Source organism: Streptomyces sp. NBC_00690 (genome assembly GCF_036226685.1).
Lineage (GTDB): Bacteria > Actinomycetota > Actinomycetes > Streptomycetales > Streptomycetaceae > Streptomyces.
In genome coordinates, this window is sequence record NZ_CP109010.1 from 322,345 (window position 1) to 335,986 (window position 13,642).

Consider the following 13,642-nt stretch of genomic DNA (forward strand, 5'->3'; position numbering starts at 1 on the left):
GATGAGTCTGATCGGGGACGGCCTCAACAAAGCGGTGCAGAAGGCGTTCACCCGCCCAGCACCCAAGACCGCGGGCCCGCAGATGCGGTACCTGGTCAAGCAGTACAAGGGTACGAAGGCGGTCGCCGAACTACTCGGCATCTCCCAGCGCACCGTCGAACGGTATGTGAAGGACCAGATCAAAACACCCCGCAAGGAACTGGCCGCGCGCATGGAACACGAGGTCAAGAAGCGATGGCAGCCCCAAATCCGCGCCAAAGCGAAGGAGAAGGCGGCGTCCACGGGCGGCATCGTCATCGACACCCGCGCCCGCATGGGCTACACAGCCCCCATCGACTCAACGGACGAGGACCGCATCCGCCACCTCACCGTCGCCCTGCCCCCGCGCTACGCCGCCCGTCTCTTCGACGCCCAGGAGCAGGGTGCCAGCGACGCCCGGCTCCAGGAGATCGCTGCCGAAGCCCTCAAGGAGGTCTACTTCCAGGACAACGGCCGCCGCGCCGGAAGTCTGGAAGAGGTCCGGTTCACGGACATCGAGCACCTCGAGTTCGACCTCTAGCAGACGCGTCCTGAACAGCCTGTGAGCCCCGGACCGCATCGGTCCGGGGCTCACAAGCCTGTCCGTTCGAGGTCCGGCTCAAGGCCCGGACCGCGAGCCGCTTCGCAGCTCAATCGGCCTGGCCGATACGGCTGAGCCGCTTCTGCGTGTAGGCAAAGAGCGCCTGACCGGTCAGCGGTGCATCAGGAGGTGCGCGGGGTCACCAGGCCGGATTCGTAGGCGAGGACCACGAGCTGGGCGCGGTCGCGGGCGTGGAGCTTGGTCATGGCCCGGTTGATGTGGGTCTTGGCGGTCAGCGGGGTGATGACCATGCGGTCGGCGATCTCGTTGTTGGACAGGCCCTGTGCGGTGAGGGCCACGGCCTCGCGTTCGCGGCTGGTCAGTTCCTTCAGGCCGCCGGTGCGGGTGGGGGGCGGCTGGGTGACGTATCGGTCGATGAGTTTGCGGGTGATCGCGGGCGCGAGCAGGGCGTCACCGCGGGCGGCGACGCGTACGGCGTGCAGGAAGTCCTCCGGGAGGATGTCCTTGACGAGGAACCCGGCGGCACCGGCGCGCAGCGCGTTGAAGACGTACTCGTCCATGCCGTAGTTGGTCAGTATGACGACGTGTACGCCGGCCAGGGCCGGGTCTGCGGCGATGCGCCGGGTTGCTTCGATGCCGTCCATGACGGGCATCTGGATGTCGATGAGCGCAACGTCGGGCAGATGCTTCCTGACGAGCGCCAGGCCCTCTTCGCCATCGGCGGCCTCGGCCACCACTTCGATGTCGTCTTCGAGGTTGAGCAGGGCGCGGAAGGCGCTGCGCAGAAGCGGCTGGTCGTCGACCAGCAGGACCCGGATCACAACGCTCCGCTCAAGGGGAGTTCGGCCCGGACGGTGAAGCCGCCCGTGCTGCGCGGCTCGGTGCGCAGGCTGCCGCCCAGGGCGGTGACGCGTTCGTGCATGCCGAGCAGCCCGAGGCCGGGTGTCGGCGCGGTGTCGGGCGTGGCCTTTCCGTTGTCGTCGACGCGGATGGCGAGGGCGCCTGGAAGATGGTCGATCAGGACCGCGGCGGTGGTGGCGGAGGCGTGCCGTGAGACGTTGGTGAGCGACTCCTGAACGATCCGGTAAGCGGTGCGGCCTACTGCGGCCGGCACCGGGTGCGGGTGCCCTTGGACTGTCAGCGCCGTCTCCAGGCCGGTCGTCTGGAACCGTTTCACCAGGTCCGGTATGTGGTCGAGCCCGTGTGGTGGGGTGAGGTCGTCGTCGCGCAGGGCCTCCAGGGTCGCGCGCAGCTCACGGCTCGCCTCTCGGCCGGCTTCCTGGATCGCGAGCAGGGCCTCCGGCACCTGCTCGCCTCGCCGCCGGGCCACGTGGACGGCGACCTCGGACTGCACCTTGATGACCGAGATCTGGTGAGTGAGCGAGTCATGGAGCTCCCGCGCGATGCGCAGCCGCTCCTCATCAGCCCGGTGCCTGGCGGTCTCCTCGCGGGTGCGCTCGGCTTCGTCCGCCCGCCGTTCGGCCTGCCGCACCGCCTCCCCTGCGGCGAAGGCGGCGATCAGCCAGGCGATCTCCAGGGTGGTCCGGGCCTGTGTCATGACCTCGCGCGCAGGACCGCCCGGGAAGGCCAGGGAGGTGAGGAGGAGTGCGGCCAGCAGGCCCATGGACGCGGCCAGGGTGAGCACGCGGTGCCCGGCGCGTACGGCGCTGTACACCGCGACCAGGTAGGAGACGGCGAGCACCTCGAACCCGGCCGCCTGGTAACCCACCGCGGACAGCCCGGTGACGGCCAGCACCACGAGTGGTACCTGGCGGCGCGCGGACAGCGCCAGCGCGCCGGCCGCCAGCAGCGCCAAGCCGAGCACCTCGCGGCCCCCGGACGGGTGGGGCCCGGACAGCCCGGTGCCCAGCACAAGTGCCGCCACCCCCGCAGCGATCGACCAGTCGGTGACCTTGGTCGGAACAGTGAACCGCCCCTTGTTCATCGGGGCACCGTAACCGGAAGACGTGGCGGGCGAGTCGGGCCCACGGACGAGCGGTCGACTACTGCGGGCGCGGTACTTGCGCGCCACCTGCCGTATCCGCAGTACCCGCCTGCCGCACCTGCGGCAGGGGAAAGTGCCTGCGCCTGCTGGACGACCGGCAAGGGTGCCGGGGCGCATTCTCAAGACGCATCACAGCTCGGAATCAGCGACGGAGAAGGAGGAGAGCGGAATGAGTACTTCAGCAGTACTGATAGCGGCTGCCGAGGGCGGGATCATCGGCGACGGGCGGACGGGGGCCAACCTGGCCCTCGGGGCAGGGTTGCTCGGCCTGATGATCGGCTGGCTGGCCCTGGCCCGCGCCGGTGGCCGGATGGACACAGGCAGCGCGCGCACCGGCGGAAGGTCAGCCATCGCGGTAGGGGCGGTCGGCACGGTCCTCGCGGTGCTGCACCTGGCCACCTCCAGCGGGGGCCCCGGTACAGGCAACGGGCTCGTCGGCGCCGTCGCGGCCGTCCCACTGGGGCTGGGCGCAGTGTTCCTCGGCCGCCGGGCGCTGACCCGTTTCCGTCGCGCCGGCCAGCCGATCGGATGACCGTCTGACCGCCGGGTCACGGCGTACGTGCGGCCACCGCGCGCCGGACCCCGTAGGCGGCGCCGCCGAGGACCAAGACCGCGGCGCCCCAGATCACCGAGGACAGCGGGAGGGCGAAGGCCAGGACGAGGCAGCCAGCCAGCCCGAGGACAGGGATCACTCTTGCCGGGCGGCCCTCGTCCGGGGTGAGGGTCCAAGCGGAGGCGTTGGCGATGGCGTAGTACGCCAGGACGCCGAAGGAGGAGAACCCGATCGCCCCGCGCACGTCCACCGTCGCGGCGACCACGGCCACCACCGCTCCCACCAGGAGCTCGGCCCGGTGCGGCACCTTGAACTTCGGGTGGACCGCGGCCAGACCGTGGGGCAGGTGCCGATCACGGGCCATGGCCAGAGTGGTGCGCGAGACGCCGAGGATCAGCGCGAGCAGCGAACCGAGCGCGGCCACCGCCCCACCGACGCGCACCACCGGCACCAACCAGTCGGCGCCCGCCGCCCGGGCCGCGTCCGACAGGGGCGCGCCAGCCTGTGCCAGACCCTGCGGGCCGAGGACGCTCAGCACGGAGACGGCGACGACGGCGTAGACGACCAGGGTGATACCGAGGGCGATCGAGATACCCCGGGGGATGGTGCGCTGCGGGTCGCGGACCTCCTCGCCGAGGGTGGCGATGCGCGCGTACCCGGCGAAGGCGAAGAACAGCAGACCCGCCGCCTGGAGCACCCCGCCGAAGGTCGCGTCGTCCCCTACACCGAGCCGGGCCGCACTCGACGCGGAAGAGGTGAGGGAGGCGACCGCCACGGCGGCGAGCACCGCCAGGACCACGGCCACGATCACCCGGGTCAGCATCGCTGACTTCTCCACCCCGGCATAGTTCACCGCGGTCAGCGCCACCACCGCCGCGACCGCGACGGCATGCGCCTGGCCGGGCCACACGTACGAGCCCACCGTGAGGGCCATAGCCGCGCAGGAAGCGGTCTTGCCCACCACGAAGGCCCACCCGGCGAGGTAGCCCCAGAAGGCGCCGAGCCGCTCGCGGCCGTAGACATAGGTGCCGCCCGAGGCCGGGTAGCGGGCGGCGAGCCGGGCGGAGGAGGTTGCGTTGCAATACGCGACCACCGCGGCCAAGACCAGGCTGATCAGCAGCCCGGAATCGGCCGCGCTCGCGGCCGGCGCGAGAGCGGCGAAGATACCCGCGCCGATCATCGCACCCAGACCGATCACCACGGCGTCGGACACCCCGAGCCGCCGCTGCAACTCCTGCGGCCCGGCTGCCGTCGATGGCTTGCTCATGGACTCACTCCTCGGCGACGCGACCGCATCTTCTACGGATCGATCCCTGCGTCGATCAACGCGATCGCGCCTTCGTAGAACTCGCCGATCGTCTCCTCGGAAGCGTTCACGCAGTGCGTGCGGGACAGGCACAGCGCATCGGGCCACTGGTGCTCCGTGTCCATATCGCCGAACGAGCTCACATAGGTCATGCCGGGCATTGTGCACGGCCGCCCGCCCGTAAGAGACCGGCTTCTCCCGTTCGGGTGACTGCCGTTGCCGTCCTCGCACGCCACCGGCGCCCCGGCCGGGCGACCGCGGCCGCCAGCCTTCGCCATCACCCAGCCCTCACCGTACGGACGAGCGCCGGGACGCCAGCGCCCGGCGCGACCTGCGCGGGCATCGGCCTCTGTCCACAGGCACCCGGGGGCGTCCTGGTGATATGAGCGATGACGAGCAGCAGACACAGCCGGCCCCGCGCCGCGGCAAGGTTTTGGAGGCCCTCGCGCGGGCGGAGCGGAAGGTGTTCACCCGGCCCGCGCCGAAATCCCCGAAGGCACAGGTGGAATTCCTCCTCACGCGGGTGAAGGGGTCGACCAAGGCTGTGGCGGAGCGCCTGGGCGCCTCGCGCCGGACGGTGGAGCGTTACAGGGCCGGCAAGGTGACGAAGCCGCAGAAGCGGCTCCAGGCCGCCTTGGTGGAGGCGACCGAATCCGAGTGGCAACCGCAGGTCAGAGCACGGGCACGTCAACAGGCGTCCACCTCCAGCGGGATGGTCGTGGAGGTCACGGCGTACTTCGGATTCGCCTGCAAGGGCAGCTCGGACGATGGCCGCGAGCGCCAGATCACCACGGACATCTCGCCCTTCTACACGCAGCAGATCCTTCAGCTTCAGGAGGCCGGTGCGACGGAAGAGGAGCTTCACCCCATCGTCGCGGAGGCCATCACGGAGTCGTATTTCACGGATTGGGGCACCCGTGCCGCTGGCCTGCGCGCGGATTTCACGCACGTCTCGACAATAGAATTCCGATTCTGACCCGCCCGAATTAAGGGCCTGCTATAAAGCAACGCGACGGGTCGCCGTAGCTGGAGCCGCTGCTCCCGGTCGGAAGCAAGCCTGGACGACCGCCGGTGCACACCAAGCGACAGTTGATAAACGGCATACGCTGGCGCACTCGCGCTGGTGCTCCCTGGCGGGACGTGCCTGAGCGGTATGGCCCGTGGGACACGGTGTACGGACTGTTCCGGCGTTGGCAGCGGGACGGAACCTGGCACCGCATCTTCGAGCAACTACAGGCTCGGGCCGATGCCGAGGGGCTGATCACCTGGGACGTCTCAGTGGACTGGACCATCGCCCGTGCTCATCAGCATGCGGCGGGTGCCCGCAAAAAGGGGATCTGCAGGTCGAGCCGCCGGGGGGTGTTTTCACCGAGCCCGACGACCATGGGCTCGGACGTTCCCGGGGTGGGCTGACGACCAAGCTCCACCTGGCGGTCGAGCAGGCCCAGAAGCCGATGTCACTGGTGATCACGGCCGGGCAGCGCGGGACTCCCCGCAGTTCCAGGTGGTCCTGGACCGTATCCGGGTGCCCCGGCTCAGGCCGGGCCAGCCTCGCACCCGGCCGGACAGAGTTCGCGCCGACAAGGCGTACGGCTCCCGCGCGAACCGCGCCTACCTGCGCAAGCGCGGTATCCGCTGCACGATCCCGGAGAAGCGCGACCAGATCGCCAACCGCAAGAAACGCGGTTCCCACGGTGGCCGACCGCCCAAGTTCGACGCGGCCGACTACAAGGAGCGCCACGCGGTGGAGTGCGGAATCAATCGCCTGAAACGCCACCGTGCGGTCGCCACGAGATACGACAAGCTGGCCGTCCGCTACGAAGCGACCGTGCTGGTCGCAGCCATCAACGAGTGGCTGTGACCAGCGTCCTCATGCTCGGCCTGGCGGCTTTCACTGGTCTCCGGTGTCGAATGCCTGGGCCACGGCGAGGCTGTCCTCGTAGATATGGTGCCGGGTGACCAAGCCGTCTTCGAAGGTGAGGTGCATAGCGAACCGTGCGCGATACGCACGTCCGGTGGAGCGAGCGGTCTGGCGAATCTCGCCGATCACAACCGCGTCGTTTCCGTCGATGAGGATGCGCTCAACCTCAGTCGCCACCTGCTCCGGCACGTGGTGCTCGGCAAGTTCGCGATAGTGGGCGGCCGCGTCGGCCCGGGTGGACCGATGACGGATCCAGGGCGTGGCAGTACGACCGTGCTCGGACTCCGGCCAGTTCAGCTTCCAATCGCCCCGCTCGGCGTACAGCTCGGCGGTGCGCTCGGGGTCGCCCTCACCGATCCTGCGCAGCAACTCCTCAACCACGGTCCGTGTGTTCGTAGATGTAGCTATGGGCATGATGGGCCTCCGTATGGTCCGCGTCCTGCTCACGCGGCGAGATCACCAACCTAGCCCCCACAGTCCGGCCGAGACGATTACCTCCTAAGTAAGGCAGCGCATCATCAAGATCCACTTTTGAAACGCACCCAAATCCCGCACCACGAATACGAGGCCGATGATGACCAGGATGTGGCCGCCCGGCGGCGGTACCCGTGCCCGCCGCCCGCTCGCCCCGCGCGTGGTGTCCCGCGAGCCGGTCGACCCCGCCCGCATCGGCCGCGGCGTCGTCCGACGCCGCGCGACAGGGATGGACGCCGACGCTGTCGCCGCGGCCCTCGATGACGCGTGGTTCGACACCCGGCAGGCGTCCCGGCACGAGGAGTCGGCGCACGACATGCGCCGCCCGGCGGAGCTCGCCGAGTGGCAACGCATCGACCAGCTGCTCGCCGCCGCGCCCGCGGGCACCCTCTACGACCCGGGCTGCGACTCGGTCGCCCAGGCCGAGCTCGCCGCCGACACCGCGGCGGCCGCCGCCCGGGAAGCCGAGCTGCGTGAGGCCGCCCACGTCACGGCTCGCGCCGACGAGCTCCAGGCGCTGCGCGAGCTGGGCACGCTGGAGCAGACCGAACCGCGCACCGGCGACGAAGCCGCCCGCGGCGAACTCACCCGCCGCACGGGCGGCTACGCCCAAACCGACGTCGACGCCTGGCTCGCCCACGCCCTGGCCACCCACCGCGGGCACTACCGCGACCCCGCCGCCCGCGAAGCCGCAACCGACCTTCTGCCGCCCCCGGTCCTCGCCCACGCCGCGCTGCTCACCGAACTCGTCCGCCTGGTCCCCAACGCCGACAGCGACGAGTTGGCGTTCGCGGCCCGGCTCGCCACCACCGAACCCGACGCCGCCCGTGCGCTCGCAGCGTTCCTCACCCGCGCCCGGCAGCCTTCCTCACCCGCACCCGCACCCGCCCCGAAACCCGCTGACCCTGGTCACAACAACCGCCAGGAATCCGTGTCACGCTGACGGAGCGTGAGCGTGACACGGGTGTCACGTTGGGGTGTCACGCTGACCATCGGGCCCGTATCCACGGGGCCGAACCCGGTTTTCAAGCACATCGAACAGCGTGACACTTCCTCCGAACGCGGCTGCGGAGCGTAGCCGTCGGGATCGGTCCCGGGGCGGTCCGGCGCGCGCCGGAAGAGTCCCCGGGGTGAGCACCGACAACGCCACCGCCGCGATCTCCCCCCAGGCCCTGCCGAAGAAGCCGGCCGACCGGGAGGACCGTCCGATGCGGATCAGCGAGTCCGTCGTTTGGTGAGGGATCGGGTCTGTCGGTTAGTGAGGGATCGCTCGCGTACAAGGAAGACCTAGGACTGACTGACCAGATGACGGGCGCGCTCTTCCTCACCCGCCGTAGGCGAAGTACCGCAAGTACGGCCGGGCAGACCCTTGCCATCAAGGCTCGCCACCCGCCTTGCACCCTTTGCATCCTGCCCTTCGGACGCTGCGCCGTCGGCCGTCGCGGGGCCGGGCAGGAGCGGAACGGTCTTGCACCCCATTGGTAGGTAGTACAGGTAGTAGTTATGTGCGGGTTGAGATTCCTTCCCCTCTGAGAGCGAAGCTCGCCGCGCGGGCACACACCACCCGATGCCACCCGCATGGAGGCCCACCCTTGCCAACCCGGAGCGCATGATCCTTCCCGGCCCTGTGAAGCCGCCTACGACACTCTGACGCCCTCCGGGCTCCCCCAGGGCGGTCAAGGGCCTGAAAGGCGCTCACAGCCGCGCACAGCGCTTCGGGCGGCGGTAAAGCGCCCTGTCCCTCGGCAACGGCTTCACGACAGGCGCCCACGCCCTCCCCCTCGGTCGCCGCCGCTCGCTGCTCCCGGGCCCGAGCTCTGCTCTCAGAGGGGAAGGAATCTCAACCCGCACGTAGGTACTACCTGTACTACCTACCAATGGGGTGCAAGACCGTTCCGCTCCTGCCCGGCCCCGCGAGGTCGTCAGCGGTCACGGGCCGGGTGCAGCGCCTTGTGCTGCGCGGCTGCCGATGTCCCGCTGCTCCTGGTGGTGAAAGGTGCAAGAGGTCTGCTGCACGTCCGGTGAGGAGCGCAGCGCAGTATTCGCACGGTTCAGGTGGCACACGGGCGCTGCACTGACAGCAAGACCGGCCCTACTCGTGCAGCAGCCCGCTGTGGCTGCGTAGGTGAGACCAGGCTCTGGTCCACATTCTGTGGAGGCTCACGGACGGTGATGTCAGTGGGGTGTGGTGGTATGGCCTGACTCTGCCGTTGACCTGCTGGGAGGCCACTGTGATGCCCGCGTATCCGTCTCTGACCCACGCCTTGGCCGAGGCTTTGGTCGGCGCCCTGTGGTTCATCGAGGGCAGCGAAGACGAGCAGATGGACCCCGACGATGCCGTGAAGGTCCTGGAGGGCGTCACCCACCTGTTCAGCCAACTCTCAGCTGATCAGCGACAGGAGCTGATCGACCTGCTCAGGGCGATGGCCGAGGCCGAACCCGATCTGGCCCGCCGGGAGTTCTTGGAAGGGTTCCCGGAAGGATTCAGGCTTGTCGAGGACGAGGCTTGAGTGGGGTTTCAGGAGTAGAGCAGGACGCGCTTTCGTAGCAGTTCGAATCCTGCGCGGCCGAACATCTGACGTTTCAGCATCTTGATCCGGTTGACATGACCTTCGACGACTCCGGAGTTCCAGGGCAGTGAGAGGCCGGCGATGACGGCGTTCAGGTCCCGTTCGAGGTGGCGAGCGAACGACTGAAGGGCGGGAAGGTTGGCGGTGCTGGCGGCTTCGATCCATTCAGGCAACCGGTGACCTTCCAGTTGGGTGAGCATGCGGGCGAACGAGCGCACGTGTGCCGCCAGGACATCGAGTTCGGGGCACGCGGCCAGGACAGTCTTGAGCTGGACTCGGTCTGGTTCCGGCAGAGCGTCGGGGTGGGTGAGGATCCACCGCGTAACGGTGCGGGCCGTCGGTGGCCGCGGGCCAATGGGCTGGGGACTGCCCCGCAGCACGGAGCGGATGTAGTCGCGGACGCTGGCGTAACCATGCGAGTAGCCCTGCTCCTTGACCTCCTCCCACAGCTGCCAGGCGTTGGTGCAGCCGTCTTGCCAGCGGTCATGGAGATAGGGCTTGTAAGGGTCGAGGGCGGTCCGGCGGTTTTGCCACTGACCGGTGAACAGATCCTCAGGCGTAGCAGCGCCGGCGAACCGTAGAACGGTGCTGTGACCCATGCCGAGTTGCCGGGCGACGGACCGCTTACTGTGCCCGGCGGCCAGGAGCGCGTGGACGGTCGCGTGCTTGGCGCGGGTCCGCTCGGCGAACCGATGGCCCGTAGGCCATGGCTGCGAAGGTAAATCAGGCGTCGTTTCTGCCTCGTCCGGCTCCGCCGGCTGGACCGGCGCGGGCCGCAGGCAGCCGCGGTGCCGGTAGACACATTTCTCAGCGGCCTGTCCGAGGTTGTGCCACAGATGCCACCGGTCAGCGACCTGGAGGGCCTGCGGGGCGCCGCGGGTAGAGCCCTCGGCGTAGAAGACGGCACGGTCCCGGCAGATGACCTCGATGCTGGGCCGCTTCGCCAGCCACGCTGCCAGCGTGTCGGCCTCGCGATCCGGCAGCAGGTCCACCGGCCGTCGAGTCTCGACGTCGACGAGCACGGTGCCGTAGATCCGCCCCCTACGCTGGGCATACTCGTCGACGCCCACCACGCGGGGCACCACTGCCTCAGGATCCGGCAGCGAGGCGATCAGCCGCAGGAGGGTGTTGCGGCTGACCGGTGCGCCGAAGACATGGGCCATCCGGGCGCCAGCACGGCCGGCCAAGGCAAGGCCGACGGATGCGAGGGCCGAGCGCAGCCGCTCGGTTCGCCTTCCGTACCGGCGGGTGAGGCCAGGTATCTGCTCGGCAAAGGTCCGCCGAGGGCAGGCAGTCGCAGTGCAGGAGAACCGGCGGACCCTCAAGGACAACACCACATGCTGGCCAGCGGTCGGAAGATCACGAGGAAACCGCAGGTACGACCCGTGCACTCGCACTGACCGCCGTCCACAGCTCGGACAGGACGCCCCGCCCATCGTCGACCGGGCCTCCACCCGGACACCTGCCTCCGCCACCTCGACCGCCACCACGTGGACGCCCTCAACCGATGCGAGCAGCACTTCTTCGAGCATTGTCCGTACTTCGTTCACGCCGAAGCACTCTTGGCCAACCCCCACTCACCGCAGGCGAATTCCGGGCGACATCGCACGACATCCATTCAAGATCAACAGTCACGCTGCGTACACGTCCACAGAAAGTGGACCAGAGCCGCTACTGACGTACAAAGCCACCCGCTGCCTCCGGGACGGCTACGCCGGTCGCAGTTGCTGCAACCGGCGAGCCGGTGGGCTGGCCCGAGCACTCGAAGAACACGGCGCCGTACCGGCGGGTGACCTCGTACAGCGCCTTCCGGAACGCTCGTGCGGGCCGTCCTGCTTGCAGTTGCCCCTGGGCGGGAACGATGTACCGCCTGGAAGCCCCGAGTGACTTCCCTGGGCAAGCGAATGGCGCCGCACCAAGGCGTGCGGCGCCATGTTGCCCGGGCGGCCGGGCGGCCGCCCGGGTCAGTGGACGCGTTTGAGGAGGGTCGGCTTGGTGATGGGCATGATGTTGCCCTTGGCCTTCGCTTCGGCCTTGCGGGCCTTCTCGTCCAGGTGGTGCTGGAAGCGGCGTTCGTATTCGTCCTCGAAGTCGCCGACGTCCAGTCGCATGTCCCGGGGGAGGGCTTTGACGGCTCGCTGCTGTTCGCGAGGGTCGTTGAAGGCGGCGATCATCGGGTGGAGCTGAAAGCGTCCGCGACGGACCACGATGACGAGCCGGGCGGCGACCAGGTGGGGCATAGCCCGGCTGATCATGCCGCGCTCCATCGCGAGGCCGGTGGCGAGTTCGTCGTGCGTGGCGACGACCAGGCCGCCGGGCTCCTGCCCGCTCATCATGTGCAGCAGCAGGGTGTAGGCGGTGGGAGGGAGCCGCGGTACGTACGCGAGGCCGTTGAAGCTACCCCACAGCACGTTGCGGCGCGGCGCCCATTCCTCTGCGGCAGCGGACGTCATGACGTGGCCTTCCCTTCCCCATCCGACTCCTTGCGCACGTGCAGTTTCACGCCGGGAGCGGCCATCGCCCGGAACGCTTCGGGTGCGTCCGGGTCCTCCATGATCTCGCGCAGCAGGTCCAGCTGCTCCACCTTGTCGCTCGTACCCGGCTTGGAGCGCTTCCTCTCGCCCTTGCGCGGCTCCCTGAGCCCTCCCCGCAGCGACGCGGCCGGGTTCAGCTGGTACACACCGCGCTGGAGCTTCCGCAGCGCCCCGTCGGCCTCAAGGACGTTGAAGACCCGGCTGATGTGAGGCCGGCTGTATCCGAGGGCCTCGGCGACGTCCTCATGCGTGGCCTCGATCAGCCCACCGGGCTTCTGCGATCCCATCAGGGTGAACAGCACCACGAGGACGAACCGGTCGTCGTCGTAGTGAAGACCGGCCCAGCGCATGAACTCCAGGCTGTCCATGGAGAACGCCTCACCGATGAACCCCGTACTGGAACCCACCGGGAACACCTGGGCGCCATGGCCGACGGGCAGCTCGATCATGGCGCCGGAGGACCTGTTGTAGGCGGTGGGCGGCGGCTTCGGGCGCCGCCGGCGCCGGAACGGCGCACCAGGCAGCTGCGGCGCTGCGCTGCCGTCCGGGGACCCTGAGCTCATGGGGTCGCTGCTCCTTGATCGTCGTGACGTCAGAACCATAGCTGGGAACCGTGGCAGTAGTGCCACCAAAACGCAGCAGCACTGACACCGAACTCGCCCGAATGTCAGCCTTGGACTGACCTTCGTCTCCGAGTCGTTATCGAGAGGCTCCTGACGCACCACCCCGCGTTTCGTGGCAGTAGTGCCACGAAACGATGTCGTTGGGTCAGGACTGTCTGACATCCCGACCGAGTTATGTCAGTCCAGGGCTGACATAACTTTTGGACCTCAGCGCTCTGACCTGCGGAAACATACGGCTCTTCTCTCTAGAATGCGCTCGCGCGTGATACCTGCTCTCCCCACCGTCATCAAGCACCGACACGCCGTGGAAACCGCTCATCAGCAGCACCAGAACCCGAAGCTCGGACTCCGTCGTGGCGCGCGAGGCTTCGCGTGCGGGCCCGCGCACCAGCTGCGGACCGTAGGCGGCAGCAGCGGCACTGAGTCTCGGGTGGTACCGGCCGAGACGATCAAAAGCATGGAAGCGTGGCTGGTGCCGGTGAGTGGTTCCGCCGCCCGGCCCGGGGGGCCGTTCGGCTCCGGTACCTCCGCACCTCGGAATTCGAGCTTTCCGATATCTGAGGAACCGTTCTGTGGCTCGGGTCCGCAACTCCCCATTCGTCAATCCTCGCGCAAGTGGTGGGAAACGAATTCCGGGGCTGACCTTGCATCAAAAGCAAAGCCCCGCCCGGGTGGTTGGGGGTGTCCTGTGTTTCCGCCAACGGTACATGCTGCATCTTCCTGATGCACCCGCTACACTCAAACCCAACACCAACGAGCGACCCCCACCCCCTTCCAGCTAGCCAAGCCCGCGTAGCGGGCTCCAATAGTTGTGGAGGCGTAGCCGAAACAACTCTCCGGTGGGGGAGCGCAGCGGACCCACCCGGGAGCGCACCGCGCTCCCCAACACCCCAATCCAATCAGCCTCTCACCGCACCACAACACCCAACAGGAAGGCCGCGCGATGCGCGGCCAAGCCGGGAGTGCAACGACCGACTACACCAGTCCCCTGAAGCGCAGCGAAAGGGGACTGTCCACGCTACGCGGGGACGCGCCGAGCACCGCGAGGCGCTGCGCTTGCACATCGCGCAGCGATG

13 protein-coding genes and 1 pseudogene are annotated in these 13,642 nt (G+C 68.7%); 6 read left to right on the forward strand and 8 right to left on the reverse strand.

The features are described 5' to 3' along the window. Position 1: 1 nt before the first annotated feature. A complete protein-coding gene (tpg, locus tag OID54_RS38990; protein ID WP_329028425.1) occupies positions 2 to 559 on the forward strand; it encodes a telomere-protecting terminal protein Tpg in 558 nt (185 codons plus the stop codon). Positions 560 to 741: 182 nt separating this feature from the next. Here tpg (OID54_RS38990) and OID54_RS38995 read toward each other — a convergent pair whose 3' ends face one another. Continuing rightward, positions 742 to 1,401: a response regulator transcription factor gene (locus tag OID54_RS38995; RefSeq protein WP_329028426.1), complete on the reverse strand. Its 660-nt coding sequence runs from the start codon at positions 1,399 to 1,401 to the stop codon at positions 742 to 744. Then, complete coding sequence (locus tag OID54_RS39000; RefSeq protein ID WP_329028427.1) at positions 1,398 to 2,525, reverse strand: sensor histidine kinase; 1,128 nt, start codon at positions 2,523 to 2,525, stop codon at positions 1,398 to 1,400. Before OID54_RS39000 ends, OID54_RS38995 begins: the two co-directional genes overlap by 4 nt. A 229-nt stretch (positions 2,526 to 2,754) precedes the next feature. Here OID54_RS39000 and OID54_RS39005 point away from each other — a divergent pair, with 229 nt between their 5' ends. Next, positions 2,755 to 3,117: a DUF6223 family protein gene (locus OID54_RS39005; protein WP_329028429.1), complete on the forward strand. Its 363-nt coding sequence runs from the start codon at positions 2,755 to 2,757 to the stop codon at positions 3,115 to 3,117. Positions 3,118 to 3,133: 16 nt separating this feature from the next. On the opposite strand, the gene OID54_RS39010 is transcribed toward OID54_RS39005, so the two are convergent. Further along, positions 3,134 to 4,405, reverse strand: coding sequence for an APC family permease (locus OID54_RS39010; protein WP_329028431.1), 1,272 nt, complete (start codon positions 4,403 to 4,405; stop codon positions 3,134 to 3,136). Between the two features lie 32 nt (positions 4,406 to 4,437). Beyond that, positions 4,438 to 4,596, reverse strand: coding sequence for a hypothetical protein (locus tag OID54_RS39015; RefSeq protein ID WP_329028433.1), 159 nt, complete (start codon positions 4,594 to 4,596; stop codon positions 4,438 to 4,440). Between the two features lie 230 nt (positions 4,597 to 4,826). Between OID54_RS39015 and tpg (OID54_RS39020) the strand changes: the two genes are divergently transcribed. Both tpg (OID54_RS39020) and OID54_RS39025 read left to right on the forward strand, forming a co-directional pair. Beyond that, positions 4,827 to 5,420 carry a telomere-protecting terminal protein Tpg gene (gene tpg, locus OID54_RS39020; RefSeq protein WP_329028435.1) on the forward strand — a complete coding sequence of 198 codons (594 nt, stop codon included), beginning with the start codon at positions 4,827 to 4,829 and terminating at the stop codon, positions 5,418 to 5,420. 50 nt (positions 5,421 to 5,470) lie between these two features. Then, positions 5,471 to 6,305, forward strand: a pseudogene (locus OID54_RS39025) (IS5 family transposase). 30 nt (positions 6,306 to 6,335) lie between these two features. On the opposite strand, the gene OID54_RS39030 reads toward OID54_RS39025, so the two are convergent. Continuing rightward, positions 6,336 to 6,779, reverse strand: coding sequence for a nuclear transport factor 2 family protein (locus tag OID54_RS39030; protein ID WP_329028438.1), 444 nt, complete (start codon positions 6,777 to 6,779; stop codon positions 6,336 to 6,338). A 160-nt stretch (positions 6,780 to 6,939) separates the two neighbouring features. On the opposite strand from OID54_RS39030, the gene OID54_RS39035 reads away from it, so the two are divergent. Continuing rightward, positions 6,940 to 7,782, forward strand: a complete 843-nt coding sequence (locus OID54_RS39035) for a hypothetical protein (RefSeq protein WP_329028441.1) — start codon at positions 6,940 to 6,942, stop codon at positions 7,780 to 7,782. Between the two features lie 1,291 nt (positions 7,783 to 9,073). After that, complete coding sequence (locus tag OID54_RS39040) at positions 9,074 to 9,349, forward strand: hypothetical protein (protein WP_329028443.1); 276 nt, start codon at positions 9,074 to 9,076, stop codon at positions 9,347 to 9,349. Positions 9,350 to 9,357: 8 nt separating this feature from the next. Here OID54_RS39040 and OID54_RS39045 read toward each other — a convergent pair whose 3' ends face one another. From OID54_RS39045 to OID54_RS39055, 3 genes are all read right to left on the reverse strand, one after another. Next, positions 9,358 to 10,959 (reverse strand): ISL3 family transposase, encoded by a 1,602-nt coding sequence (locus OID54_RS39045; protein WP_443055832.1) that lies wholly within the window; start codon positions 10,957 to 10,959, stop codon positions 9,358 to 9,360. Positions 10,960 to 11,373: 414 nt separating this feature from the next. Then, positions 11,374 to 11,862 (reverse strand): hypothetical protein, encoded by a 489-nt coding sequence (locus OID54_RS39050; RefSeq protein WP_329028444.1) that lies wholly within the window; start codon positions 11,860 to 11,862, stop codon positions 11,374 to 11,376. Further along, positions 11,859 to 12,506, reverse strand: a complete 648-nt coding sequence (locus tag OID54_RS39055; protein WP_329028447.1) for a helix-turn-helix domain-containing protein — start codon at positions 12,504 to 12,506, stop codon at positions 11,859 to 11,861. Before OID54_RS39055 ends, OID54_RS39050 begins: the two co-directional genes overlap by 4 nt. Between the last annotated feature and the right edge of the window lie 1,136 nt (positions 12,507 to 13,642).

Bases quoted from the DNA above. Each gene is read 5' to 3' on its own strand.
- tpg (WP_329028435.1), top strand. From the start codon at position 4,827: ATGAGCGATGACGAGCAGCAGACACAGCCGGCCCCGCGCCGCGGCAAG.
- OID54_RS39015 (WP_329028433.1), bottom strand. From the start codon at position 4,596: ATGACCTATGTGAGCTCGTTCGGCGATATGGACACGGAGCACCAGTGG.
- tpg (WP_329028425.1), top strand. From the start codon at position 2: ATGAGTCTGATCGGGGACGGCCTCAACAAAGCGGTGCAGAAGGCGTTC.
- OID54_RS39005 (WP_329028429.1), top strand. From the start codon at position 2,755: ATGAGTACTTCAGCAGTACTGATAGCGGCTGCCGAGGGCGGGATCATC.
- OID54_RS39030 (WP_329028438.1), bottom strand. From the start codon at position 6,779: ATGCCCATAGCTACATCTACGAACACACGGACCGTGGTTGAGGAGTTG.
- OID54_RS39055 (WP_329028447.1), bottom strand. From the start codon at position 12,506: ATGAGCTCAGGGTCCCCGGACGGCAGCGCAGCGCCGCAGCTGCCTGGT.
- OID54_RS39000 (WP_329028427.1), bottom strand. From the start codon at position 2,525: ATGAACAAGGGGCGGTTCACTGTTCCGACCAAGGTCACCGACTGGTCG.
- OID54_RS39035 (WP_329028441.1), top strand. From the start codon at position 6,940: ATGACCAGGATGTGGCCGCCCGGCGGCGGTACCCGTGCCCGCCGCCCG.
- OID54_RS39010 (WP_329028431.1), bottom strand. From the start codon at position 4,405: ATGAGCAAGCCATCGACGGCAGCCGGGCCGCAGGAGTTGCAGCGGCGG.
- OID54_RS39050 (WP_329028444.1), bottom strand. From the start codon at position 11,862: ATGACGTCCGCTGCCGCAGAGGAATGGGCGCCGCGCCGCAACGTGCTG.
- OID54_RS39040 (WP_329028443.1), top strand. From the start codon at position 9,074: ATGCCCGCGTATCCGTCTCTGACCCACGCCTTGGCCGAGGCTTTGGTC.